The organism is Achromobacter maghribensis (assembly GCF_057334215.1).
The window spans coordinates 409,457-435,386 of sequence record NZ_JBHFII010000047.1; the positions used below are offsets into that span (position 1 = coordinate 409,457).

A 25,930-nucleotide genomic window follows, 5' to 3' on the forward strand; every position below is an offset into this window, starting at 1 on the left:
ATGACGACTTCCACCACTTCCCCCTACCCCATCGCCATCAGCCCCGACCAGGTTGGCGAATACCCTGCCCTGACCAAATCCGGCGGCGGCTATTTCTACGATGACGTGTTGGAATACCGCGTGTGGGTGCACCCGCATGCGGGTGGCGAGGATCTGCACGATGGCGACGACTATTACTACGCGTTCGCCACCTTCGAGGACGCGGCGGAATGCTCGAACGAGACGCCGGGCGCGGAGCGGCCGCTGGTGCTGGTCCGGCAGTTCGAGTCCATCAACGAACCGTCGCCGGGCGTCTTCGAGCATTACACCACCGAGCGCATCACCGAATGGCGCGTGGAGTGGCTGGCGGACTGCAAGCGCACCGCCGCCTCCATCCCGGACTTCCTGAAAAGCCGCGCGCGCTAGGCGCCTGCCCGTCAGCTCATGTACACGCCACCGTTGATGGCGTAGTTGGCGCCCGTTACGAAGGCCGCCTCGTCGGACGCCAGCCAGGCGCACAACCCGGCCAGGTCACGGGCGGTGCCCAACCGCCCCACGGGCACGCTTTCGATGATGCGGTCCAGCAGCGCGGGCGGGAAAGCCTTCACGGTATCGTCCGCGATGAAGCCGGGCGACACCAGGTTCACCGTCACGCCGCGCGCCGCCACTTCCTGCGCCAATGACCGCGTGAAGCCGATCACCGCGCCCTTGGCGGTGGCGTAGTTGATCTGGCCGATCTGGCCTTTTTCGGCCGCGACCGATCCGATGTTGATGATGCGGCCCCAGCCACGGTCGGCCATGCTGTCGACGACCTGCTTGGTGCTGTTGAACAAGGTGTCCAGATTGCTGCGCAACACGGCTGACCAGTCTGCATACGCCATCTGGCGAAAGCGCATGTCCAGCATCGATCCGGCATTATTGACCAGCACATCGATCTCGCCGACTTCGCGGCGGACCTTCGCGAACGCCGCCTCGGTCGACGCCCAGTCGGTTGCATCCCCTTCCGACGCGATGAAGTCGTAGCCCAGGGATTGCTGTTCCTTCAGCCACGCGTCGCGGCGCGACGAACGCGGGCCGCAGCCGGCCACCACGCGGTGCCCGGCCTGGTGTAGCGCCTGGCAGATCGCGGTGCCCGTATGGCCCATTCCGCTGGTGACATAAGCAATGCGCAAAGCCATGAACGTTCCTTTATGAAAGTGCGGCAGGCGCCGCGGATCAACCGACCGCCCCGACCAGCGGGAACAAGCCGAACGCCAGCGCGGCCGCCAGCATCACCATGCAGACCATCGTGGCCCACTTCAGCGCGTAGCGCTGGTGGTCGCCGAATTCCACGCCTGCCAGGCCGACCAGCAGGTACGTCGACGGCACCAGGGGGCTCAGCAAATGCACCGGCTGGCCGATGAGCGACGCGCGCGCCATCTCGACGGGCGAAATGCCGTAGCCCTGCGCGGCTTCGCTCAGGATGGGCAACACCCCGAAGTAGAAGGCGTCGTTGGACATGAAGAACGTGAACGGCAGGCTGACCAGGGCGGTGATGCCGGCCAGATACGGTCCCATCGCATCCGGAATCACGGCAAGCAGGCTGCGCGACATGGCCTCGACCATGCCCGTGCCCGACAGGATGCCCGTGAAGATGCCCGCGGCGAAAATCAACGACACCACCGACAGCACGTTGCCCGCGTGTTGCGCGACGCGGCGGCGCTGCTCGGCCAGGTTTGGATAGTTGATGATCAGCGCAACCGCGAAAGCGATCATGAACAGCACCGGCAACGGCAGAATGCCCATCACAAGGCTGACCATCAGCGCCAGCGTCAGCCCGGCGTTCACCCACAGCAGCTTGGGGCGGCGCAGGTCGTGGTCGACTTCGATCTCGGGCAGGTTCTTTGGGCCGTCTTCGTCGTAGCCGGCATGCAACGACGCGCCCTGCGGCAGCGACAGCACGCCCAGGCGGCGGCGCTCGCGCAAGCCCAGGAAGAACGCCAGGACCAGGATCGAAACGATGGCCACGCCCATCACCGGCACCAGCGGCACGAAGATATCGCCCGCATCCACGTGCAAGGCGCTGGCGGCGCGCGCCGTCGGCCCGCCCCACGGTGTCAGGTTCATGACGCCGCTGGCCAGCATCGCCAGGCAGGTCATGGACAGCGCGTTCATTTTCAAGCGGCGGTACAGCGGCAGCATCGAGGCCACCACGATCATATAGGTCGTCGAGCCGTCACCATCCAGCGAGATCACCAGCGCCAGCACGGTGGTGCCGACCACGATTTTCAGCGGATCGCCCTTCACCGCGCGCAGGATGCGCCCCACGATGGGGTCGAACAGGCCTGCGTCGATCATCACCCCGAAGTACAGGATCGCGAACATCAGCATCACGCCGGTGGGCGCGATCTTGCGGATGCCGTCCAGCATCATCTTGTCGATACCGGCGCCGAAGCCGCCCAGCAACGCAAAAATAATGGGGACAAGGATAAGGGCGACCAACGGCGACAGGCGCTTGGTCATGATCAGCGTCATGAACGTGATCACCATGCCGAAGCCAAGCAGGGTCAGAAGCATGAGGGGTATCTCCGACTAGTCATTGTTATGTGTGGCGCTGCTTCCGGCGGGGGAAGCAGGTGCGCAAGACTAGGAAGAAAAGCTGTCTGGAACCTGTCGTTTTCTGGCAAGCGCGCCCGCGAAGGCCCGGGCACGCACGGGGCTTTACAATCGGCCGATGCGCATCCTGGTAATCGAAGACGACGAGGATCTGGCCGACGCCATCGTCCGCCGGCTGCGCCGTCTCGGCCATGCCGTGGATTTGCAGAAAGACGGGCTTAGCGCCGACGGCGTGCTGCAATACGAGACCTTCGACCTTGTCATCCTGGACATCGGGCTGCCCCGCATGTCCGGCTTCGACATCCTGCTTCGCCTGCGCGACCGGGGCAGCAAGACGCCCGTGCTGGCCCTGACCGCCCGCATCGACATCGAAGATCGCGTCCATGCCCTGGATACCGGGGCCGACGACTATCTGGCCAAGCCCTTCGACTTCCGCGAGCTGGAAGCCCGCTGCCGCGCGCTGCTGCGCCGGCCGCTCGCCCAGGCAGCCGGCGTGCAGCGTTTTGGCGACTTGACCATCGATAGCGCCGCCCGCCAGGTCACCCTGGCCGGTCAACGCATCGACCTCCCCAAGCGCGAGTACAGCCTGCTGGAAATTCTGCTGGCCGGCATGAACCGCGCCGTCAGTAAAACGGAAATCGCCAACAAGCTGTTCGCCTTCGACGACGACGCCGCCCCCAACGCCATCGAGGTCTACATCGCCCGTCTGCGTCGCAAGCTGGAAGGGTCGCCGCTACGCATCGAAACGCAGCGCGGCACGGGTTATCTGCTGACCGCCACCGACGACGCGGACAGCGGCGCGCCGCCCCCGCCCCGGGCCTGACCCGTGCAGCACGGCCGCATCTCCGTCCGCCGCCGCCTGCTGGCCATGCTGATGGCGCTGTTCGCCGTCGGCCTGGGCGCGCTGTACCTGCTGGTGCGCGGCTATGCGCATCAAACCGCCGACACCACTTATGACCAGCTGCTGCGCGCATCGGTGCTTTCCATGGCCGACAGCCTGCAACTGGTGCAGGGCAAATGGCAGATGGACATGCCCTACGCCGCCCTGGCCCTGCTGGAACAGGCGCCGCGCGATCGCGTGTTCTACCGCGTGGCCACCGGCAGCGGCGCGCTGATCTCCGGCTATGCCGACCTGCCGCCCCCGCCGGACGATTCGCGCCAGCTCTACACCGCGGCCTATCAGGGCGGGCCGGTGCGCATCGCCTGGATGGAGCGCAAGGTGGCGGGCCCCCACAGCGCCGAATCGGCCGTCATCCAGGTGGCGCAAACGCGCGAGGCCCGCAATGCGCTGGCCGAAAATATCCTCTGGCAGGGCACCCTGGCGCTGATCGGGTTCACGGCCGCGGCGCTGGCCCTGGCGTACTGGGGCCTGCAACGGTCCCTGTTCCCCATCCAGCGCATCGAACGTGAACTGGCCGCCCGCAACGCCTCCGACCTGCATCCCATCACCGCGCCGGTGCCCGAAGAGCTGGACACCCTGGTGCACTCGCTGGACGGCTTCATGGCGCGCCTGGCGGACAACCTGGACACGCTGCGCCTCTTCATCGCCGAAGCCGCGCATCAATTGCGCACGCCGCTAGCCGCGTTGCACGCGCAGATGGAAGTGGCGCTGGACGAAGAGGATCCTGCCGAGCAACGCCGCAGCCTGGTGGCCGTGCTGCGCAATGCCGAAAAACTGTCTCGGCTGGTCAATCAGCTGCTTAGCGACGCTAGCGTCATCCACCGCAGCAACGTCAAGCAGTTCCAGCCCGTGAACGTGGCCGACCTGCTCAGCCAGGCCGTGCATGACACCGTGCCGCAAGCCGAGCCGCAACCGGACGTCCGGCTGCGCCTGCCGGAATCCGCCGGCGCCAGGCCGCCCCTGGTACTGGGCGATAGCCTGATGCTGCGCGAAGCCTTCAAGAACCTGATCGACAACGCCCTGCGCCACGGCAGCAACGAACACGGGCACATCGACATCCGGCTGGAGGCCGACGACGGCAATTGGCGCATCACGGTATCGGACCAGGGGCCGGGCATTCCGCCAGCGCTGGCCAACACCGCGTTTGAGCGCTTCGCTCGTGGGCCGAACCCCCGCACGCCCGGCGCCGGCCTGGGATTGTCGATCATCAAGCGCGTCGTCGACGTCCACCAGGGCAGGCTCAGCCTGAGCAACCGCGTGGGCGGCGGCCTGGATGCCGTCATGACATTGAAGGCCGCCCCCCATGATGCGTAGCGCCCTGTCCGTGATCCGCGCCGCCGGCGCGATGGCCGCCCTGCTGCTTGCCTTGCTGCCTGCCGCGACGGGACACGCCGCCGAGGTCAGCGGCGGCGGCCTGACACTGGGCCCGGCCGACAGCAAAAACGTGCTGATCTTGCACGCTTCCAACAGCGTGCAGGTCTTTCGCGGCGTACTGGAGGACTTCAGCGCACTGCATCCCGGCCTCCGGCTGGAATACACCGAACTGTCCACGCAACAGCTCTATCGCGACACCGTCGAACGCGCCGCACGGCCTGCCGTCAAGAGCGGCCCCGATCTGGTCATCAGCAGCGCCATGGACTTGCAGACCAAGCTGGTGAACGACGGCTACGCGCAGACGCACGTATCGCCCGAGACCCGCTCGCTGCCGGCCTGGGCCAACTGGCGCGACGAGGTTTTCAGCATCGGCACCGATCCTATCGTCATGGTCTACAACACCCGCCGGCTTGCTGCCGCGCGCGTGCCGCACACCCGCCGTGAACTGCTGTCGCTGCTGCAAGCGCCCGACCGGCCGCTGGCGGACCGGATTTCGACTTACGACGTGCAAGGCAGCGGCATCGGCTACCTGGCCGCCACGCAGGACACGCGGCTGGACAGCATGGCCGGCGCATTGCTGGCGGCCTTCGGCCGCAACGGCGTGTCCGTCCACGAATCCACCGAGGATGCGCTGGACAAACTGGAGCGCGGCGACATCACGCTGGCCTATAACCTGCTGGAGTCCTATACGCGGCACCGTATCGACCAGGGCGCGCCGCTGGCGATCATCTATCCGCAGGACTACACGTTGATGCTGTCGCGCTCGGCGATCATTCCGAAACAGGCGCCTCGCGGCGACCTGGGCGCGCTGCTGCTGGATTATCTGCTGTCGCCCCGGGGCCAGGAAATGCTGGCCAAGCAGTCCGGCATGCGGCCGGTCAATGCCTCGGTCGTCCCGGCGGCCGGCGTGCGCCCCATGGCGCTGGGCGTGGGGTTGCTGGTGTATCTGGATCCGTTGAAAAAACGGCATTTCCTGGACGTCTGGCGGGCAGCCATGCAGACGCCCTGAAGCAGATGCCCCGGTACGGCTGCCCCATGGCGGGCAGATATGCCGTTTTCCTTGCGTCCAATGGACAGGGATTCCTCCCGGATCGCCCATTCACGCGCATAATTTTCCCCTGGGCCCCACCCACCACCTGCGACACGTAGCCGCGCTTACGTTTGAACCAGCGTTGGAGGCACATCATGGCCGAACCTCAGATTGCCGTACGCCCTGCCACCGGCGCCGCACCCGCCCTGGCCGATTCCAACCCGCCGTGGCAAGACATCCTGCACACCCCGCACGCGTTGGCCGATACCGGCGGCGTCGCCCGGCACAGCAGACGTGCCTTGCGCCAGCAGGCCTTGTCCGCCGGCTGGCAATCCATCGACAGCGCCTTCTCCGGCCTCGGCGAAGCCGTGTTGCTGATCGGCAAGGACTCCGCGGTCGACAAGATGTCCGCATTGGCGATGCGCTACCTGGACGACGGCCACGGCTGGGCGGTACGGGACGGCACGTTGCGCCATGCCAACGCCAAGATGCAGCGCTTGTTCGAGGCCTATTGCGCCGCCGTCTCGCGCGACAGGCAGATGCGCTCGCTGGCGACAACGGCCAGCTGGGGCGAGGTCTTCTGGATCGACATCAGCGCCGCCCCCGCCGCCCTTGGCCAGATCCGCGGGCCCATGATGCTGCTGCGCATGCGCCGTAAAAGCGCCTTCGCCATGCCCGACGTGGCCAAGCTGAAATCCGTCTTCGCCATCACCCCCGCCGAGGCCGCCGTGCTGGCGGGGCTGGCCGCAGGCCACAGCGTGGAGGAAGTGGCCACGTTGCGTGGCGCGTCGGTGCTGACCGTGCGCAAGCAAGTGGCGTCGCTGCTCAGCAAGATGGAATGCCACCGCCAGTCCGAACTGGTCCGCCTGGCGTCCCTGCTGTAGGCGGAGGGCTCGCCTGCGGCCATGCGGCGCCCCCCATGCGGCCCTACCATGAACCCGAAGCCAAGGGAGGAGGGGCCCTCCGGTCACGCCAGGTACGACGCCACCTCGTCGGCCGTCAGATAGCGCGTGAAGGTCATCGACGGCTGCTGCGCGTCGTGGATGATGCCGTTGAACCCCGACCAATTGCGCTGGGTGCCCGCTTCCGTCTCAAGCGCGATCAGCACGCGCTTGCCGTGCTTGGCCATGTTGTGGCGCAGCGCCGCTTCGCCCCACGCCCACAACATCGGCTGGACCAGTTCGCCCCCGGAATACGCGCCGACCTGCAGCCATTGGAAGTCGGCGGTGTCCCGCTCCATCTCGGGCTGGCGCGGCGCGATCTCGCGTTGGACGCCCAACGCCTCGGCATGCTCGCCAATGATGATCTGCAACAGCGTAAAGGCGTGGAAAGTGTTGTTGACGGCGTGGGCGCGCGCCACGAAGCCCGATCGGGACGCCGGCAGCACCACCACCAGTTCGTCTTCGTAGCTGACTTGCGCCGCCATCCACAAATAATGCAGTTGCTCGAACGGCAAGCTGTCGTTGTGGGTGGCCATCGGATGCAACAGGGCCATCAACGCCGTGTCGGACACAAAGGCGTGATGATTGCCTCGGTCGCGCATCAGCATCGTCATCATGGGCAAGACAAGCACGTCCACGGATTGATGCAGGGCTTCGATCTCCCATCGGCGGTCTTCCGGCACCCCGGCCAATTTCGCCTGCGCGTCCGTCCAGGCCTGACGATCGGCCGCTTCGACTTCCTCATCGTCGTCTTCCACCTCCTGCGCGCAATAGGGGCGCAGGGTCTCCAGCCATGGCCGCAACAGTGATTGCAGGGTGGGAAACAGGATGGCGGGATCTGCGTCGTCTTCAACCAGCGACCCGCACATCAGCGCCAGGGCCGACGCGCGATTGGGATGAAGCCGGGCAAGCAGATCGGCGCAGACCCGAAGGCAGGCAGCGGTGTGGGCCGGGTCTTGCGCATGCGCGTAGAAGGCGCGGACTTCGGGACGGTTGAAGAACTGCTCCAGGGAATCCAGATCGTCCGGCGTCAGAATCGGGCTGGACAGCGGGGCGGAAAGCGCAGCGGCAAGGTCGTCAAGGGGCATGGGAACCAGTGGCACGCAAGGTGCAAGTCGAGAACATCTGGAGAATATCGCGGGAGGATACCCCGCCACATCAGGCCGGGCCAGCGTGCGGTGCGCCGACGTCTAGTGAATGGGCCTGATGGCCTGCCTCGCGAAGGCCATGGTAGATTCATTTGTCGATCCCACCGCCACCGCCCATGCCGCCCTCCATGGAACCAGGAAACGCCGATCCGAAGCCCTCGCAGCCCGCCTCGGGAAGTGTTGCCACGGCAGAAGACGCAGGCCACTGGCCGCCGGCGATCATCCCCGCGCGGACCGCGCTGCTGGTCATGCACTATCAGACCGACATCCTTGAACTTTTCCCGTCGGTCGCCCCCGCCCTGGTGTCCAACACGCGCCGCCTGTGCGATGCGGCCCGGCAAAACGGCGTCAGCGTCTATTTCGCCAACATCCGGTTCAGCCCTGGCTATCCCGAGGTCAGCCCATTGAACAAGAACGGGCAAGGAATCAAGCAGATGGGCCTTTTTCTCGGCGACGACCTATCACCCGCGCTTGGCCGGCAAGCCAGCGAACCGCTCATCATCGCGCACCGCGCCAGCGTGTTCCACGGCACCGATCTGCAGGTCCGGCTGTCGGCGCAGGGCATCGATACGCTGATGATGGCGGGCATCGCCTCGACCGGCGTCGTGCTGTCGTCGGTAGCGTATGCCAGCGATGCCGATTTCCGGCTGATGACCGTCAAGGATTGCTGCTACGACCCCGACCCGGTAGTGCACGAACACCTTTTTGCGACGGCATTCGAGTCGCGCACGACCGTGCTTTCGCTGGCCGACGCCTTGTCATTGCTGGCCTGATCGGCGGCATGAACGTGGGCCTTCGCCTTCCCCGCCATTTGATAAACGTATCAGACTGCAAGGTCGCCGGCCGGCTCCGCAACCGCGTCGCTCGGTGCCCAAGCCGCCCCGAATCGCGACGCGCGCCATCTTGCAGGGGCCGACGAAACGTTTGCGACGTTACAAGCCCACTCATATCTCATCAAATGAAACACCTGTTCCGCGCCGCGTGATTTAGTTGTATTGCTGGCTTGCGAGACCGCCCGGCGGCACGACGCTCCGGGGCCTGCAGGCCGATATAAAAGCAATAAACCGGAAGGAGGAGCCATGCGTATTCTTTATCGCAGGATCGCCGCATTGCTGGCGAGCGGGCTGATCGTTGTCGTGGCCGGCTGCGCCGCGCCCGGCGGCAAGAAAGACACGATCGATATGGCGGGACTGTCCCAGCCCGTGGAGATCGTCCGAGACAAACACGGCGTATCGCACATTTACGCCCAGAACCAGAACGACCTGTTCTTCGCCCAAGGCTTCAGCGCCGCGCGCGACCGTTTATGGCAGCTGGACCTGTGGCGCCGCCAGGGCGAAGGCAAGATGGCCGAGCAATTCGGCCCGCGCTTCATCGAACAGGACCGCGCCGCGCGCCTGTTCCTCTTCCGCGGCGACATGCAGGCGGAGTTCGCCAGCTACCACCCCGAAGGCCGGGCCATCCTGACCGCGTTCGCCAATGGCATCAACGCCTATGTGAAATGGGTCAAGGCCAACCCCGAGCAATTACCGCCGGAATTCAAACTGACTGGCACCGAGCCTGGTTACTGGAGCCCGGAGACCTCGCTGATCCGCATCTACGGGCTGACCCGCAACCTGAACGAAGAAGTCAAGATGGCGCAGAAGGTCGCCGCCTTGGGATTGAACAACGTGCAGGGGTTGAGCACGTTCGAGCCGCCCCTGGCCTTGCAGGTGCCGGCGGGGCTGGACGTGCGTCAGATCGACAAGACCATCCTGGCCAATTACGCCCTGGCGCGTGATGGCCAGAAGTTCGTCGCGGCCGACTTCCCGCGCAGTCCGCTGGCCGCCGATCAACGCGCCACGCTCGCCAGCGCGCTGTCCGAAGGCAGGCTGGCATCGCTGGATCCGGATTTCGATCCGATGGCGACCCGCTATGAAAGCAATAACTGGACGCTAGGCGGCCAACGCACCGCCACCGGCAAACCCATCCTGGCAGGCGACCCGCACCGCTCCATCACCATGCCGTCGCTGCGCTACATGGTGCATCTGAACGCGCCGGGCTGGAACGTGATCGGCGCCGGCGAACCCGCGTTGCCGGGCGTCTCCATGGGCCATAACGACCGCATCGCGTTCGGGCTGACGATCTTCGCCTTCGGCGACGAAGAGGATCTCTACGTCTATGACACCAACCCGGCCCAACCCGACGAATACCGCTACCAGGGCCGTTGGGAAAAAATGCGCCAGGTCGACGAGTCCATCCCCGTGCGCGGCGCGGCGCCCGCCGTTCGCAACCTGAAGTTCACGCGTCACGGTCCGGTCATCCACGAAGACCGGATTCGCCACAAGGCCTATGCCTTGCGCGCCGCCTACCTGGAATATCCCGGCACGGCAGCCTACCTGGCCAGCTTGCGCCTGAACCAGGCGCAGAACTGGAACGAGTTCGTCGCCGGCATGGAAAAGCACTACACGCCCAGCGAGAACATGGTGTACGCCGACGTGGACGGCAACATCGGCTGGTTTGGCGGCAGCATCGCGCCGATCCGTCCGCGCGGCGACTGGTCTGGCATGTTGCCCGTGCCGGGCAATGGCGATTTCGAGTGGCGCGGCATCCTGCCGGGTAGCGCGCTGCCACGCGCCTACAACCCGCCGGAAGGCTACGTGGCGACGGCCAACGAATACAACCTGCCCGTCGACTTCACGCACAAGGACATGTCGGCACGCACCTGGGCCGAACCCTACCGCGTCCAGCGCATCCGCGAAGTGCTGGCTGAAGGCCGTGGGCTGACGGTGCAGCAATCCCAGGATCTGCAATACGACAACCTATCGATCCCCGCACGCACGTTGACGGCTTACGCCAAGTCGCTGAACGCCGCCGACCCGGCCTTGAATGACGCGCTGGGCCTGCTGAAGGACTGGGATTCGCGCATGGACACCGAATCGCGGGCGGCCTCGGTCTACGCCTTCTGGCTGCCCGAAGTAGTCAAGCGCGTGACGGACCTCTACGTGCCGGCGAACGGACGCGAGACCTTCGGCGAACTGTCTACCCGCAAGACGCTGGAAAAGCTGGCCACGCCCGATGCCGCTTTCGGCCCCCGGCCGGAACAGGGCCGGGACGCGCTGCTGCTGCAGGCGCTGGCCGATGGGGTGCAAAAGCTGCGCGCCAAGCTGGGAACGGATTCGACCCAGTGGCAATGGGGCAAGCTGCATCACATCCAGTTCGAGCACAGTCTGGCAAGCCTGCTGCCGCCCGACACCGCAAAGGCCTACGGCACGCCGCGCTATCCGGTGGGCGGCGACAACGACACGGTGCATCGCGCCACGTTCCGCAAGAGCGATTTCCGCCAGATCAGCGGGTCGTCGTACCGCCAGGTGATTGATGTGGCCGACTGGGACAACTCACGCGTGCAGAACGTGCCGGGGCAGTCGGCGGATCCACGCAGCCCGCATTACCAGGATCTGCTCAAGGATTGGGCCACGGCGAAGTACTTCCCCATGGCCTTCAGCCGAGCCAAGGTGGATAGCGAACGCGCGGATACGCTGACGCTGCGGCCATCGGGAAACTGAGAAGACGGGCCGATTAACCCCTACCGGGCTGCGATTCAAGGACGGCGTCGCAGCCCGTTTTTTTCATTCAGGAGAATGCATGTCCCAAAGAACCCTTACCGACTCCCGAAGCTCCGATCGCCGACAGCCCAGCGAACGGCGTTTCTGGTTCATCGTCTTGGCCGGGACGCTGGCCGCCCTCAGCTACGAAATCGTGTCTCTGCTGCAAGGCGAATTCTCGGTGTTGAAGAAGCTGCTGCTGCCCGGGCTTTTGCTGGCGTGGCTTTACCACGGTAGTCCGTGGGCGCGCTGGATCTTGATGGCGTTGCTGCTGGGGTTCGGCGCCCTCAATCTGTACCTGGGACTCGGGCTGCTGCAAGACGCTCCCGACCGCCTGCTGTACGTGTTCGTTTTCAGCGGTTTCATGGTGGCGACGGGCCTATATTTGGCATTCGCCAACAAGGACTTTTCCCGCTATCGCAATTATGTTGCCGTGCGCGAGGACCTTCGCGCCCGCGCACGACGCCCGCCTGCCCGGTCTTGATCCGGGCATGGCTGCAGGACGGAAACGGCGACGCTTATCCGGCGTCGGCCGTCGTTACTTCCCCGACGCGTCCTGCTCCACCACCATGTCCAGCACGTACACCTTCGAGGGCGCATCGGCGGGCGGGTTTTTCCAGTCGTAGCGCTTCACGCGCAGCACGGTACGCACGCCGTCCTTGTGTTCGAAGCCTTCGATCGACTGATACAGCGGATGCCACTTTTCCTGCGCCGGCTGCTGCACGCCCGCGTCGTTATAGCGGCGTTCGCGCACCATCAGGCACTGGTAGTTCGGGATCATCGGGTGGCTGCATTCCGCTTTCTTCGCGGCCACTTCCAGGAACATGGTTTCACCCGCGCTGCCATAAAGCGTCTCCGGCGTCGGCTCGCCGACGAACTTCAGGACGCTGCCGTCCTGCGCCACCAGTTCCAGGGCAGGCTCGGCGGTGTCCCCGGACAGCGTTGCGCGCAGGTCTCCGTTCACGCGTTGATTGACCTCTGCATCCAGCTGCATCAGGCTCTGTTCGCAAGCCTTCATCGTTGATGCCAGGTTGTTCACATGCAGCACGCCATTCTTGTAGGTGTACCCGCCGAATTGCGCGTTGCAGCCGCCACGGATATTCAGGGCGTCATTCGAAAACGTCAGGCGCAACTGATGCTCGATCCCTTTCTGCAACGCGGCGATCGGCTTGCCCGACGCGTCGCTGGCGGATGCCAGACGCCAGTGGTACGCGGGCAGGGTCAATGGGCTGGCGGGCGACGTGGCGGTAGGAGTGGGCATGGAAGACGATCCTTCGCTGGGAGGGGTAACCGGAGCGCAAGCCTGAAGCAGCGCGGCGCATGCGGACGCAAGAAGGATTATTTTTTTCATGGTTCGTTCCTGTAAGCCGGATGGCACTGATGACAAGCGGCATTCTACGTTCACGCTATGGACGAAATGGGATGACGGGCTCCCAGACCGTTTCAAAACCTTGCCAGACGCGATGCCGGGAAAAGGCGACGGCGGCGCCAGCAGAAAACGCCGATGCCCTCCTGCCAAGGCGACAATCGCGACTCTGGCGGACAGGCTGCTGGGCGACAGCAGACGTTTACAGTCTGACACCATCCCCCGTCCTCTATGCCGTGCGCAGCATTCCCATCTCTTCCCGCACCACGCCCTGCTGCACCAGGCGGGACACCGCCATCCCGACCCGGGCTTCCGCATCCGCCAACGTCCGCGCCATTCCCAACATGCGGCACACGGACTTGATCACGTCTGCCTTGGGTGCGTTGCCGGCCATGGCCAACACGTGCAAGACGCCGTTGGCCAACTCCTGGACGCACACATCGTCAATGCGGCGACGCGTGGCGTCATCGTCGCCGGCACTGCGAAAACCCTTCCATTCTTCAGGCTTCACGCCCCCGGGCCAATAGAAGGTGGCGTCCCCTTCCTCGGTCTGCCCGACGTCCATCGGCGTCAAGGTGCGCAGGCGCTCGACAATCCGGACGCCGGTCCGTTCCAGCCCCCACGCCCGCGCCACCCTGCGGTGCAGCACGGTTTCGGCGACCGGGCCTTCGGTTTCGATCACGACACGCAACTGCTCGGCCACCTGGCTGTTGTTGGCGCGGCTGTAGAACGCCTCGGCATCACCGCCGTCCAGGGACGCCAACGTGTACACAGGCAGGCTGCCTGACAAGCCCGAGGATGCCGATGCGCCGTTTTCGGCCGCCCAGGCGCCCTCTTCCGTCGTGATCTCGAACGGCACGCCGCGGCCGGCGCCCGCCCCCGGAGCACTGTCCGGGACCGCATCCTGCGACATTCCCGCTTCGGTCTGTGCTTCGGCCTGCGCTTCGGCATCCACTTCCGCTTCCGCCTCAGGCGCGTCGTCTGCCTGGCGTTCCAGCTCCGCGTTCAGTCGGGCCAGGATCTTCTGCACTTCGCGTTCGGGGTTGATCCACCAATCGGTTGACCAGACCCGGTGCAGGCGCCATCCCAGACCTTCCAGCACCACCTGGCGCAGACGATCGCGGTCGCGCGCCGTGGCGCCGGAGTGGTAGGCGCGGCCGTCGCATTCGATCCCCATCAGATACCGGCCCGGCGCGCGCGGATCCACCACGCCCATATCGATCCGGTATCCCGAGCACCCAACCTGCGGGTGCACGGTCCAGCCGTGGTTGCGCAGCACCTTGATGACCTGAGTTTCGAACGGGCTGTCGGGTTCGCGTCCGGTGGGCAGCGACTGTTCGACCAGGGCACGCGGGCCCTTCAACGCGAATTCCAGATAGTGCTTCAAGTCGCGCACGCCGGTGGCGCGAACGCGTGACAGGTCGATCTGCTCGGGCATCAGCGTGCTGTAGATCACCACGCCCTCACGCGCCCGGGAAATCGCGACGTTCAGGCGGCGGTGTCCGCCTTCGCCATTCAGCGGTCCAAAGTTCATCGTCATCTTGCCGGCCGCGTCCGGGCCGAAGGTGATCGAGAAATAGATGACATCACGCTCGTCGCCCTGCACGTTTTCCAGGTTCTTGATGAACAGGGGTTCGCGCGACTGGGCGGAAATCGCCTTGTCCAGTTCGGCATTCGCGCGGCGGCGCGCATCCAGCAGGGTTTCGATCAGCGATTGCTGGGGCTGGTTGAACGTGACCACGCCCAGGGTCTGGCGACGGCGCGACTTGTCCAGATAATGCTGTTCGATGCCCTGCACGATGGCTTCGGCTTCGCGGCGGTTAGTGCGGCTGCCGCCCCGGTCGTAGACGCCGGCCACCTTCTCCAGGCGCACGGCCACATCATCGGTGACGGGCGACGGGAACGTGATCAGTTGCGAATCGTAGTAGGTGACGTTGCTGAAGGTGATCAGGCTTTCATGCTTGCTGCGGTAATGCCATTGCAGGCGCAGCCGGTTCATATCGGCGCCCAGGCATTCGTCCAGGATGCTCTCCAGGTCTTCGACCTGGCCGTCATCGCCTGCACCATCTTCTTCGGGCGCGGATTTGCTGAAGAAGCTGGTGGGCGGCAGTTGCTTCGTGTCGCCTACCACCACCAGTTGCTGGCCGCGCGCGATTGCGCCGACGGAATCCCACACCGGAATCTGCGATGCCTCGTCGAAGACGACAACGTCGAACTGCGAATGGCCGGCGTCCAGGTATTGCGCCACGGACAAGGGCGACATCAACAGGCAGGGCTTCAATTTCGGCAGCAACGACGGCAGGCGCTGCATCAGCTGCCGCACCGGGACGTGGCGGGCCTTCTTCTGCAATTCGCGGCGCAGCAGGCCCAGTTCGCTGTCGGGGCTGACCAGGATACCGTTGCCGGCGGGCACCTTGCCCGCCAGCACGGCAGCGATATAGGCCGACGTCAGTTTCTGGAACCGATCGTCGGCATCGCGGAATTCGCGGATCTTGCGTTCGTGGTCGGCGCTGGAAAAGGACCGCAACACGGGCGAATGGTCGATGACTTTCTTCACCCACCACAGGCGGTAGCTGAATTCAAAATGCGCTTCCACCTGCGCAAGCGGAACGCGCCCTTGTTCCAACGATGCAACCAGCCCTTGCAGTTGCGCGCCGACCGCCTGTTCGCGGGCTTCGCGCCACACGCACCAAGGCATCAGGAACTGCTTGTTATGGCGCCAACCGTCCAGAACGGACTGAACGCGTTCCAGCGCGCCGTTGGCATCCGCTCTGCCCGCCAGCGCCTCGGTCGGCTTGGCTAGCGCATCGATCTCGGCAAGCCTGTCCTGCAAGACGCGCCATGCGTTGCGGGTATCCAGCAAGCGCTTGCCCAACGCCGCCCCCGGTTGCAGGAGCGCGCGATTTTCGCCTACCAGCGGTTGCAGCCGCGTGCGCAGGCCAGACGCGGCGGCAGGGTCGCCCGCCACCAGCGTGACGGCATCGGTGAAGCGCTGCGCCCACTGTTCGTGACGCTGCACCTGTTCCCAATCCGTGCTTAGACCCGTGTAGGCGTCCTGCAGCAGACGCTGGGCATCGGCTTTCAAGACGGCCAGTTCGCGGTCTTCGGCGTTGACTGACGCCAGCGGCGCCAGCACCGCGCCGATCGCCGCGTCGTCGGGGCGCTGGGCATCCACGCGATACGCCGCCAGGCGCTTGCGGATACCGCCTTTGGCGAAGATGGATTTCGGCCACCATGCCGAGCACGCCGCCAACCATTCGGCCTTCAGCACATTCGCATCCTGCTCGGCCAGCTGTGCATTCCACTGCGGGTCCACTTGCGCCCAATGGGCGTTGCGTGCCAGCCCATGGCGTGCCAGCGCCTGAACCTGCGAGCGGGCGGCCGGGTCATGCGCTTGCGTGGCGAATCCTGCCGGGACTTGCGGCGCGGCCAGCAGCACGTCGATCAGGCCGTCCAGCTTGGCGTAGGCGTCCAGGCTAAGGCCGGCAGCCGGCACGCCCAGCCCCTCGCCTGCCGCGACCACGTGCTGCTGAAACTCGGCCACCGCCTGATCCAGCGCCTGGCCCGCCGCCAACAGCGCGTCTTGCCAACTGGGACTCCATTCCGCCATGCCGATGTGCGCCAGCGGGTGGCCATGCAGCGTGCCCAGCTCGCCGGACAAGGTCGCCATGCGCCGCGCGGTTTCCCGCAATTGCGCGAGGTCCTTGCGTTCGTGCGCCTGCTCATCCGGCCACGACATCGGCGACGGGTCACGCTCCGCGTTCTCGATACACGTGCCGATGGCGTCGAACACCGTCAGGCCATTGGGATGTTCGTGATGCAGCGCATCGACCAGCCCGTTCAGGTCCTGGCGCAACACGGCCAGCCGCTCGGCTTCGCGGGCCCAGTCGTCGCTGGTGCGCTGGCCGCTGTGGTCCAGCGCCTTGCCCAGCTGTTGCAGCACTTCGGCCTTGCGCGCCTTGGACGAATGCAATTCCAGGCAGAATGGTCCCAGCCCGATGTTGGCCAGCCGGCGATGCACGACCTCCAGCGCGGCCATCTTCTCGGACACGAACAGCACGGTCTTGCCGCGCGCCAGCAGGTGGGCGATCAGGTTGGTGATGGTCTGGCTCTTGCCGGTGCCCGGCGGCCCCTCCAGCACCAGGTCGCGGCCGGCGTCGACCGCGCAGATGGCTTTCAGCTGCGACGAGTCGGACAGCAGCGGGGTCAGCAGGTCCTCCGGCTTATAGCTCTCGTCCAGGCGGTCGAAGCGCTCGTCCAAGGGCGCTTTGGCAAACGCCTGTCCCGGATGATCGATCAGGTGCTTGACCACGCGGTTGGCTTTCAGTTGCTCGGTGCGGTCCTGCAAGTCCTTCCACATCAGGTACTTGGTGAAGGAAAAGATGCCCAGATGCGCCTGTTCCAGCACTTCCCAGCCTGCAATCTCGCGAACGGCCAGCCGGAAGGCCTGCAGCACGCGCGCCACGTCCACGCCCTTGTCGTCCGCCGGCAGGATGTCCAGCCCCGGAATACGCAGCTCGTAGTTGTTGCGCAGCATCTGCAACAACGTGGGATTGATGATGGTCTCATCGTCATGGCGGACCAGGCGGAAGCCGCTGCGCACGGACTGGCGCTGCAACGACACCGGCACCAGGATCAGCGGCGCCAGATGGGCGCTTTCCGCACCCGGGCTTTCCGTCCAGCGCAGCATGCCCATTGCCAGATACAGCGTGTTGGCGCCGCCCTCTTCCAGCCCGATGCGCGCCGCGCCGAAGATGGCCAGCAGGTTGGCGTCCAGCGCTTCCTGCGCGACGCGGGCGATCAATTCCTTGTTGCCCAACGCCTCCAGCGCCATGTCGTCCAGCGGCGCGCGGCCGCCCCGGCTGACGTGCACGTCGGCCATGCGCGGGTCGTTGCCCTCCATCAGCGCGGCGGGCAACGGCCGGATGCGGAATTCGCTGCCATCGACGATGGCGTCTTCCAGCCTGGCCAGGTCCGGCACGACCAACGGCAGCGTGGACTTGGTCAACTTGAAATTCAGCAGGCGGTTGCGCAGCGTCAGGTCCAGCAGCCGCGACTTCCACTTGGCCAGCCGGCCTTCCGGCGTGTCGTCGGCAGGTTCCAGGCTGATGACGAACTCCGGATCCAGCGGCGGCAGGTCGGGCGTGGGCTCGATGGCAGCGGGACGCTCTACGTCGGGGGTGTCGTCCGGCGTCACCGACACGCCCCGGGACGGCAGCGGCTTGATCTGCAATTCGCGTGCGCGATGCACGTCGATCGCATATCGGAAGGTGTCCTCTTCGCGCAGATGCGCGGCCCCCTGCTCCAGCGCCAGCCGCAAAGAAGGGCGGAAATTCGGGTGCTGGGCGATGCCGGTGGTTTCAAAGACCAGGAACTCGCCGCTGTCCACGCGTTTTCGAACCGCCTGCACATCATCGGTCAACGGGTCCGCGAAGCAGGCTTGATGCAGCCAGACGCCCACCCAGGCGTGGCCGTCCTTCATCAGGATGACGGGGCGCAGCCCTGCTTGTTCCAGGCAGGACGAGAACAGCATCGCCAGGTCCAGGCAGGTGGCCACGCGGGCCTCCATGATGCGGTCCGGCGTGCGGATCTTCTGCCCGTCCACGCCGAAAGACGCAGGCGGCTCGGCATAATGCAGCGATTCGGCGGCCAAGGTGCTGTAAATGGCCGACACCTGTTTCCAGACCACGTCGCGGCTCTTGGACTGATAGCCGTTCATTTGCAGATCGGCGTGCTGCGCGCGCAGCAGCTTCGAGGCCTTGCCGATCAGCACATCCACCGCCGGATTATTGGGCATCGAAAATGCGGCCAGCAGTTCCGGCAGGGCCCGCGTGCCGGCCCACTGGTCATAGGCCAGCACGGAAATCGGCTGCGAGGCCTGGCCCAGTTCCTGCGTCCCGGACCGAACGGCAACGTCGATGCTGGCCCGCACGGCCTCTTGCAGATCGGCCACATAAGCATGGTCCGGCGCCAGATCCAGCGGCGAGACGCGGCGGATCTCGCCGGGCGCCAGCTTGTCGAAACGCAGCTTGACGGGCTGCGCGAAGGCCGGGTTGCAGCGGAGTTGGACGTCGACGCTCTCGAACGCCTGCGGCGTGCGGTTGGTCAGCAGCAGCGAACGCACGATGGGAACCGCATTCTGAATGGAGGCGTAACCCAGTGTCGGGTCCGCTTCGATCGTGATGGCGATGGCGTCGGGCGTGTTCGCCCCTGCGGCGTGCGCCGCGCCTTCCTGGATCGCCGGCGGTTCCAGGTCTTGTCGCTTATCCATCGATATCTCTCTGCGAATACGGAGCGTGCGCCCCATTTCTAATCTGCAAGGACGAATTCTAAAGCCCGCACCCGGTGACGGCATCGAGTAACAGGCTTTACACGCGGAATATTCGCCCGCGCCGTGGCGTCTATTCCATTGGCACGCCGCGCAGCGGCGCCGATGGAAGACACTTGAATGAGGGTGAAGGATATGAAGTCGTTCAGAACGTTTACCGGCGGCATGCTCGCCTGGGCCTGCCTGGCCGCCGCCCCCGCCTGGGCCGCACCGGACGTGAATGTGTACGGCCCCGGCGGCCCGGCGCCCGCCATGAAAGAAGCCGCCGCGGCATTCGGCAAGACGCACGGCGTCACCGTCAACATCACGGCCGGCCCCACGCCCGCCTGGGCCGACAAGGCAAAACAGGATGCCGACGTGCTATTTAGCGGCGCCGAAAACATGATGAGCGGCTTCGCCAGCGCCCTGCCCGGCGTGTTCGACCTGCGCGATGCGCGCACGCTGTACCTGCGCCCGTCGGCGATCCTGGTGCGCCCCGGCAACCCGAAGGGCATCAGCGGTTTCAAGGACCTGCTGAAACCCGGCATCAAGGTGATGGCCGTGTCTGGCGCGGGGCAAACGGGCCTGTGGGAGGACGTGGCCGGCCGCCTGGGCGATATCGAGACCGTCCGCGCCTTCCGCGCCAATCTGGTATTGCCGGAAGCCGCCAACAGCGCCCTGGCGCGCACCCAGTGGACCGAAGACACCAGCATCGACGCCTGGCTGATCTGGAACATCTGGCAGGTGTCGAATCCCACGCTGGCCAGCGTGGTGGATATCGAAGAACCGTACCGCATCTATCGCGACGCCGGCGCGGTGGTGACCAAACAAGGCAAGAACAATCCGCAGGCGCAAGCCTTCGTGGATTATCTGGCCTCGGCCGATGGCAAGGCCATCTTCAAGAAATGGGGCTGGAAGACGGACTGAACGCCCGTTTTCTACCCCACGGCCTTACCGGGCAGCCGGGTACGCAGGCTCGGTCAGGCAGGCCTTTACCCAGTCGAAATCGTCCGACGCGTCGATCTCGCCGTCGATCTTCGGCAGCGGTTCCGACGCGTAGACGTCCGTCGGCTGCGCCGGCTGCGGGTTCCATCTTGCGCGGATGTCGCCGACACTGGCACACGCTTCGTCTGAATTGTTGAACGAGCAGGACGCGACGACCTGCGGCTTGCCGCCCACCAGATTGGCGACATACCGCTTCGTGTAGACCGTGCCAGAAGCCCAGTATTCGTCCACCGAGCAGATGCGGTCGTTGTTCTGGTAGTGGCGGGTTGCGAAGCAATCGTAATGGCCGTAGTCCTGTGGCAGCATGTCGCAAGACGTCCAGTAGCCCGCGTACTTGCCTCCCGTGAACTGGCCCAGGAACTGCTGTTGCTGAACGGCGCGCTCGATCATCGCCGGCGTGGCAGCGCCCTTGTTGCGTTCCTTGAACTGGGCCGTGCGATTGGCGATCAGGTCGCGCGCGATTTCACCGGCGGTCTTGTCGTCGGGCAAGGCGTCCGGGTCGGAGGTCAAATGGTCCAGCGCCTGGTCGCGCGCCTCGACCCACCGCTTCTGGCTTCCCACCAGCATGGCGCGGATATCGCCGTCGGGCGCCTGCTTCAGAATCGCCTGGTAGGCGCGATTCAGTTCAGCATCGGCCGCGAGGGACTTCTTGTCCGAACAGATCAACTTTTCGGCCGGCGTGGCGGCCTTGGCGCAGTTGATCGCCAGCGCGGATCCCGACGCCATGGACAGGCCGGCAAGAAGCAACCACTTTGCTGCAGGAAATGCGGATTTCATCACGTTCCACTCTGCTCCAGGGGCCGGCTTAGCGGCTGATGACTTCACTGTCTTCCATCACGATGCGGTAGCGGTTGCGCAGATCCAGCACATACGTGAAGTTGGACGTGCCCGTGGCCGTCTTGCCGCGCGCCGGGCTGGAAACCTTGTAGTCGTAGATGCCGACGACCTTGCACATCTGGTCTTTGCATTGCGCCTTCAGCGTGCTTTGGTCGACCACGAAGCGGCGGATGGGCCAGCGGGCGAAATAGGCCTCCTTATCCGCCAGGATCTCGGACTTGGGCCGCGTCTTCTTGAAGTAGTCGACCGTATCCGCGTAGAACTCCCGCGTGAAGTTCATCGACTCCTCGTTCGTGCCGCTGCCCGCCTGGATCATCAACGCAGCGGCGTTGACGGCCTTCTGTTCGTCGGAAATGGCGGCGGGCGCGGTTTCCTTTTTCATGTACGGATTGGCCACTGGCGCCGTACCGGCAGGCGCCGCGCCGGCATGCGCGGTTTGAACCGGCGCCGGCGCGGGCGGCTGCCCCTGCTGCGACGACACGGGAGCGGGGGTGGCCGCGGGCGCATTGGCCGGACCGTTTGCCGTGCCGCGCGGCGGCGGACTGTTCTGCGCCACCTGCGTCTGACCGGTCCGGTTGATGCCGTACTTGGCGATTTCCTGCGGCGTGAAGAAGTACATGTCCTTGGATGGCGTGCTGAACATGATGCCCAGGACGTCCGCCGACACGCCGTACTTCGGCAGCGTGGCGACGATATCCGACACGCCGAACTGGGCTTGCTCGCCCGTCATTTCCGGCGCAGAGATCTGATGCACGCCCAAACGCCCATCGGCCAGGCGCTGGCGGCCGGCAAAATACACGAACGCGCATGCGGACGCGCAGTAGCTGTCTTTGGGAATGTACGTGTTCAGCCCGCGCTCGTAGACCTCTTCGGCTACCACCAGCCCGATATGCACCAGGCCGCCGCCATTGTTCTGCAGGATCAGGGTGGCGATGGAGGGGTGCTCTCGCAGGGCCTTTTTCAGGTTCAGCATGTCGTTGGCGCCGACGCCCGTGTGATAGATCAGCAAGTTGGGCGCGCTGGGGAAGTACACGAATGGCCCGTAGCGCTCCGCCGCTTCCGCCGGCGGACTGGGCTGCACGGCAGCCTGCTGTTGCGCAGGGGCCTGAGCCTGCGCCGGGGCGGCCGCGATACCGCCCAGGGGCAGCGCCACGCACATTCCAAAAGCCGTTAGTTTTCTTTTCAGCATCGGTTCTGATCTATCGCGAGTGGGGAAATGCGCTTGGGCATTTCCCGGCCTGGGGCGCCAGAAGGGAAATAACGTCCGTCGGCGCCCGTGAAAGCGCAAATTTATCAGTCTTTGCGCCTCAAGCGCTTGTCGCGGAAGATCCTGCGGCGTCAGAACGTCACTTTGACCGATGGCGCACTGCGCTGGGCCTCGCCGTGGAACACGGCTTCGATGTTGTTGCCGTCCGGATCCAGCACGAATGCGCCGTAGTAACCCGGGTGGTAATCGCGGAAGCCGGGCGCGCCATTGTCCTTGCCGCCATGCGCCAACGCCGCCTGATGAAAAGCGTCGACCATTGCCTGGTCTTGCGCCTGGAACGCCAGATGATGGCGGCCGGTCAGTTGGCCCAGCGCCGCCGGGCTGTCGGCGGTCGAAACGAATAGTTCATCGGCCCAGAAGTACCCGTCGCCAGTGCCGCCCATCGGCACCTTCAGGGCATCGAATACGGCTTGGTAGAACGCCTGGCTAGCGGGAAGGTCGCGAACAACCAGCTGGATATGGTCGATCAGGCGACCGCGGTGGATTTCATTGGTTTGCATGGCACGCTCCGGTGGGGGGTTATCGCTACGAACATAGCGGCGTCCGCCGCCGCCTTCAATGGATCGTGCGCGCCGCTTTGCGCGCCCGCTTGATCTCGTACATGCGCGCGTCCGCAAGGCGAACGGCCGCTTCGGCGTCCAGTCCGCGCGGGTCCACCGCCACCACGCCGACGCTCGCGCCTTCGTATGGCACTACGGCATCGCCTAGTTGATAGCGGCCGATCGTGGCCGCCGTGGCGCGTTCCTCCAGCGACCGGGCGGCATCTTCGGCCTCGCCGCGTAGCGCTTCACCCCCGGGGCCGGCATTGCCACGTTCGATGGCGGGGCCGGGCCCGACCAGCACGAACTCGTCCCCGCCAATACGCCCCAGCATGTCCGATGAGCGCAACGTGCTGGCCAACCGGCGCGAGACTTCCTGCAGGAATACGTCGCCCTGCTGATGCCCGTAGGTGTCGTTGATGCCCTTGAATCCGTCCAGATCGACCAAGCCCACCAGCACACTGCCGCCCTCGCGCATCGCGCGCCTTTCCAGGCGTTCCAGCTCCTCGTACAGCGCGCGGCGGTTTGGCAGGCCGGTCAGCGGATCGGTCAACGCGTACGACATCAGGCGCACGTTGGCGGCATGCAGCTGTTCCATCAGCAACTCGCGCTGCAGGAAGTTGGCGATCACGTTGGAAAACAGTTTCAACACGACCTCGGCCTGCGGGGTGATCTGATGCGGCTTGGCACTGGCCGCGCACAACGTGCCCAGCAATATGCCGTCATCCGTGCGCACCGGCGCGCTGACATAGGTCTGGATGCCCAATTGGCGGGCGGCCGTGGAATCGGGCCAGGAACGGGACACATCGCTGGTGCACATGCGGCCTTCGTCCAGCGCGCGCTTGCACAAGGTGTCCGACCACGGGACCGACAAGCCTTCGGGAATCTGCAGCTCGCCCGCGTTGCGTGCAAAGCGCACGTGCTGCACGTCGGCTTTCAGATCGATGGAAGTCAGGTACGTGGATTCCAGTCCCGTCACGCTGCCCAGCATATCAAGCAGCGGCCGGGTCAATTGTTCGATGGACCTGGCTTGCGGCAGGGAATTCGACAGTCCGGCGAGTATCGGGTCCAACGGCAATCTCCTCGAATCGCGCGCGTTTTTTTCTTATACGGCGTTTGTGGCCCAGCTCGGGTACGGGCCTGGGCCCGCCAACCGCCATTATGCACCGCGCTTATCGAGCGATTCGCCGTCGCGGGCGCTTGGTCGCATCCCGTAAAAAGTTGAAAACCCGCACTCCCCTGGCGGGAGGTGCGGGTTTGAAACCTGCGGTTATCCGAACGCTGTCCGGCGTCCGGATGTTTGGGTCAGCCGATGACGCGGAAGCGCTCGGCGTCGTCCATGAAGCCCTTGTCGCCGAAGCCGTTCTCGTTCGAGCCGAACGGCATTTGCGCGCGCAGTTTCCACGATGCCGGGAGCTTCCATTCGCTTGCGACGATACCGTCGATCAGCGGGTTGTAGTGTTGCAGGCTGGCGCCGACGTCGGCGTTGGCCAGCGCGGCCCAGACCGACAGTTGAGCCATGCCGCCCGCCTGTTCCGACCACACCGGGAAGTTGTCGGCGTACAGGGCGAATTTTTCCTGCAGGCTGCGAACGACGTCCTGGTCTTCGAAGAACAGCACCGTGCCCACGCCGGCGGCAAAGCTCTTGAGCTTGGCTTCGGTCTTGTCGAAGCCTTCGGCGGGCGCAACCTTGCGCACGGCTTCGATTGTCAGGTCCCACAGCTTGACGCTTTCAGCGCCGAACAGGATCACGGCGCGCGAGCTTTGCGAATTGAACGACGAGGGGCTGTGCTTGATCGCGTCCTGGATCAGCGTCGCTAGCTGCTCTTTAGAGGCCGACAGGTTGCGGCCCAGCGAATATTGGGTGCGGCGCTTCTTGAGGGCGTCGAGATATGCGTTGCTCATAAGAATATAACCTTTCGACCAGTAGATAGAGGGGTGGTATGCGAGGCGATTCTACTGGCCCGCCCATGACGAGAACACCCATCCAGGACCGAATTCCGGGTTTTTAGGCCAGAACAAACTGTTCCATTCATGAACCCAATCGGCTGGATAACGCGAACGACGGCGCTAGTGTTCCCGTTGAGCACGCATCAATCCGCCCGGAATCCCGTCGCTTTCACGACCTCGGCCCAGCGCCTGGATTCCGACGACAACAAGGTTTGCAGCGTTGCCCGGTCCGACCCGACCACCACGAAACCGGCGTCTGCCAAACTGCGCACCGCCGCGGGCTGGCGCAAGGCCTGGGCGCTGTCCTTCTGCAAGCGGTTCAGCACCGCGTCCGGCGTACCGGCCGGCGCGAACAGGGCGAACCACGCCCCGAAATTGACCGCGGGCAGGCCGCGCTCGGCAAAGGTCGGCACGGCCGCCAAGGCGGGCGAACGCTGCGCGCCGGTGATTGCCAACGCGCGCAGCTTGCCGCCCTGCACCTGCGGCACCGCCAGCGCCGTCGTTACGAACGCGGCCTGGACCGCTCCGGACACCAGGCCCGACACCGCATCGCCGGTGGAACGGTAGTGGATGGCTTCGATTTTCATGCCGGCTTCGCGGGCGAACAGTTCGGCCCCGAAATGCCCGGGCGTGCCGGCGCCGAAAGTCGCGAAGTTGAGGCGGTCCGCCGCCTTCCTGGCGCCATCGATGAACGCCGCCAGGTCCTGGTACGGCGAACCGGCCGGCACCACCAGCACAAAATCGGCGCGCACCACTTCTGAGATCGGCGCGAAATCGCGTGGCGGATCGTAGTTCAGGTTGCGGTAGGTGGCCGGGGAAATGCTGATGGAGCCCACCTCGCCCAACAACAGGGTCTGTCCATCCGCCGGGCTGCGCGCCACGGCCTGCGCGGCAATCTGCCCACCCGCCCCGACCTTGTTTTCCACCACCACGCTTTCACCCAGCAGCGGCCCCATGTGCTGTGACAGTGTGCGCGCCACGATGTCGGGCCCCGTTCCCGGCGGAAAGCCCACGTTCAGACGCACGGGGCCGTTGGGGAACTGCGCCATCGCCGCGATCGGCAGGCACAGCAGGAAACCGCCCAGCAGGCGGCGCAGCGTCGATGTCATG

The 25,930-nt window shown here is 65.2% G+C and carries 20 protein-coding genes; 9 read left to right on the plus strand and 11 right to left on the minus strand.

Annotation, left to right across the window (positions count from 1 at the left end; all coding sequences use genetic code 11):
• Positions 1–405, plus strand: coding sequence for a GCN5 family acetyltransferase (locus ACE039_RS21785; RefSeq protein ID WP_448709685.1), 405 nt, complete (start codon positions 1–3; stop codon positions 403–405).
• 11 nt (positions 406–416) lie between these two features.
• On the opposite strand, the gene ACE039_RS21790 is transcribed toward ACE039_RS21785, so the two are convergent.
• Positions 417–1,157 (minus strand): SDR family oxidoreductase, encoded by a 741-nt coding sequence (locus tag ACE039_RS21790; RefSeq protein ID WP_105555204.1) that lies wholly within the window; start codon positions 1,155–1,157, stop codon positions 417–419.
• Positions 1,158–1,194: 37 nt separating this feature from the next.
• Positions 1,195–2,535, minus strand: a complete 1,341-nt coding sequence (locus ACE039_RS21795) for a CitMHS family transporter (protein WP_105555205.1) — start codon at positions 2,533–2,535, stop codon at positions 1,195–1,197.
• A gap of 157 nt (positions 2,536–2,692) precedes the next feature.
• On the opposite strand from ACE039_RS21795, the gene ACE039_RS21800 reads away from it, so the two are divergent.
• The 4 genes from ACE039_RS21800 to ACE039_RS21815 all read left to right on the plus strand — a co-directional run bounded on the left by ACE039_RS21800 (position 2,693) and on the right by ACE039_RS21815 (position 6,763).
• Entirely contained in the window at positions 2,693–3,397 is a 705-nt protein-coding gene (locus tag ACE039_RS21800) for a response regulator transcription factor (protein ID WP_485823304.1), read from the plus strand.
• A gap of 3 nt (positions 3,398–3,400) precedes the next feature.
• Positions 3,401–4,789 (plus strand): sensor histidine kinase N-terminal domain-containing protein, encoded by a 1,389-nt coding sequence (locus ACE039_RS21805; protein ID WP_485823305.1) that lies wholly within the window; start codon positions 3,401–3,403, stop codon positions 4,787–4,789.
• Positions 4,779–5,858 (plus strand): ABC transporter substrate-binding protein, encoded by a 1,080-nt coding sequence (locus tag ACE039_RS21810; RefSeq protein WP_485823306.1) that lies wholly within the window; start codon positions 4,779–4,781, stop codon positions 5,856–5,858. Before ACE039_RS21805 ends, ACE039_RS21810 begins: the two co-directional genes overlap by 11 nt.
• A gap of 176 nt (positions 5,859–6,034) precedes the next feature.
• Complete coding sequence (locus ACE039_RS21815) at positions 6,035–6,763, plus strand: LuxR C-terminal-related transcriptional regulator (protein ID WP_485823307.1); 729 nt, start codon at positions 6,035–6,037, stop codon at positions 6,761–6,763.
• Positions 6,764–6,846: 83 nt separating this feature from the next.
• On the opposite strand, the gene ACE039_RS21820 is transcribed toward ACE039_RS21815, so the two are convergent.
• Positions 6,847–7,908 (minus strand): hypothetical protein, encoded by a 1,062-nt coding sequence (locus tag ACE039_RS21820; protein WP_485823308.1) that lies wholly within the window; start codon positions 7,906–7,908, stop codon positions 6,847–6,849.
• 188 nt (positions 7,909–8,096) lie between these two features.
• On the opposite strand from ACE039_RS21820, the gene ACE039_RS21825 reads away from it, so the two are divergent.
• The 3 genes from ACE039_RS21825 (at position 8,097) to ACE039_RS21835 (ending at position 12,033) form a co-directional block, all read left to right on the plus strand.
• A complete protein-coding gene (locus ACE039_RS21825; protein ID WP_448709679.1) occupies positions 8,097–8,741 on the plus strand; it encodes a cysteine hydrolase family protein in 645 nt (214 codons plus the stop codon).
• 306 nt (positions 8,742–9,047) lie between these two features.
• Positions 9,048–11,510, plus strand: coding sequence for a penicillin acylase family protein (locus ACE039_RS21830; protein WP_485823309.1), 2,463 nt, complete (start codon positions 9,048–9,050; stop codon positions 11,508–11,510).
• A gap of 79 nt (positions 11,511–11,589) precedes the next feature.
• A complete protein-coding gene (locus ACE039_RS21835) occupies positions 11,590–12,033 on the plus strand; it encodes a hypothetical protein (protein ID WP_448709677.1) in 444 nt (147 codons plus the stop codon).
• Positions 12,034–12,087: 54 nt separating this feature from the next.
• On the opposite strand, the gene ACE039_RS21840 is transcribed toward ACE039_RS21835, so the two are convergent.
• Both ACE039_RS21840 and ACE039_RS21845 read right to left on the minus strand, forming a co-directional pair.
• On the minus strand, positions 12,088–12,810 hold the full coding sequence (locus ACE039_RS21840; RefSeq protein ID WP_485823310.1) for a DUF4377 domain-containing protein: 723 nt from the start codon (positions 12,808–12,810) through the stop codon (positions 12,088–12,090).
• A gap of 334 nt (positions 12,811–13,144) precedes the next feature.
• A complete protein-coding gene (locus ACE039_RS21845) occupies positions 13,145–19,186 on the minus strand; it encodes a DUF3320 domain-containing protein (RefSeq protein ID WP_485823311.1) in 6,042 nt (2,013 codons plus the stop codon).
• A 192-nt stretch (positions 19,187–19,378) separates the two neighbouring features.
• Between ACE039_RS21845 and ACE039_RS21850 the strand changes: the two genes are divergently transcribed.
• Entirely contained in the window at positions 19,379–20,149 is a 771-nt protein-coding gene (locus tag ACE039_RS21850) for an extracellular solute-binding protein (RefSeq protein WP_332007348.1), read from the plus strand.
• A 24-nt stretch (positions 20,150–20,173) separates the two neighbouring features.
• Here the strand turns inward: ACE039_RS21850 and ACE039_RS21855 are convergent, their stop codons facing one another.
• From ACE039_RS21855 to ACE039_RS21880, 6 genes are all read right to left on the minus strand, one after another.
• Positions 20,174–21,004, minus strand: coding sequence for a lysozyme inhibitor LprI family protein (locus ACE039_RS21855; RefSeq protein ID WP_485823312.1), 831 nt, complete (start codon positions 21,002–21,004; stop codon positions 20,174–20,176).
• A 28-nt stretch (positions 21,005–21,032) separates the two neighbouring features.
• Entirely contained in the window at positions 21,033–22,223 is a 1,191-nt protein-coding gene (locus tag ACE039_RS21860; RefSeq protein ID WP_485823350.1) for a COG3904 family protein, read from the minus strand.
• Positions 22,224–22,402: 179 nt separating this feature from the next.
• A complete protein-coding gene (locus tag ACE039_RS21865; RefSeq protein WP_313464308.1) occupies positions 22,403–22,831 on the minus strand; it encodes a VOC family protein in 429 nt (142 codons plus the stop codon).
• Between the two features lie 55 nt (positions 22,832–22,886).
• A complete protein-coding gene (locus tag ACE039_RS21870) occupies positions 22,887–23,942 on the minus strand; it encodes a sensor domain-containing diguanylate cyclase (RefSeq protein WP_448709673.1) in 1,056 nt (351 codons plus the stop codon).
• Between the two features lie 233 nt (positions 23,943–24,175).
• Positions 24,176–24,775 (minus strand): nitroreductase family protein, encoded by a 600-nt coding sequence (locus tag ACE039_RS21875; RefSeq protein ID WP_448709672.1) that lies wholly within the window; start codon positions 24,773–24,775, stop codon positions 24,176–24,178.
• A gap of 188 nt (positions 24,776–24,963) precedes the next feature.
• Complete coding sequence (locus ACE039_RS21880; RefSeq protein WP_332007350.1) at positions 24,964–25,929, minus strand: Bug family tripartite tricarboxylate transporter substrate binding protein; 966 nt, start codon at positions 25,927–25,929, stop codon at positions 24,964–24,966.
• Position 25,930: the final 1 nt, after the last annotated feature.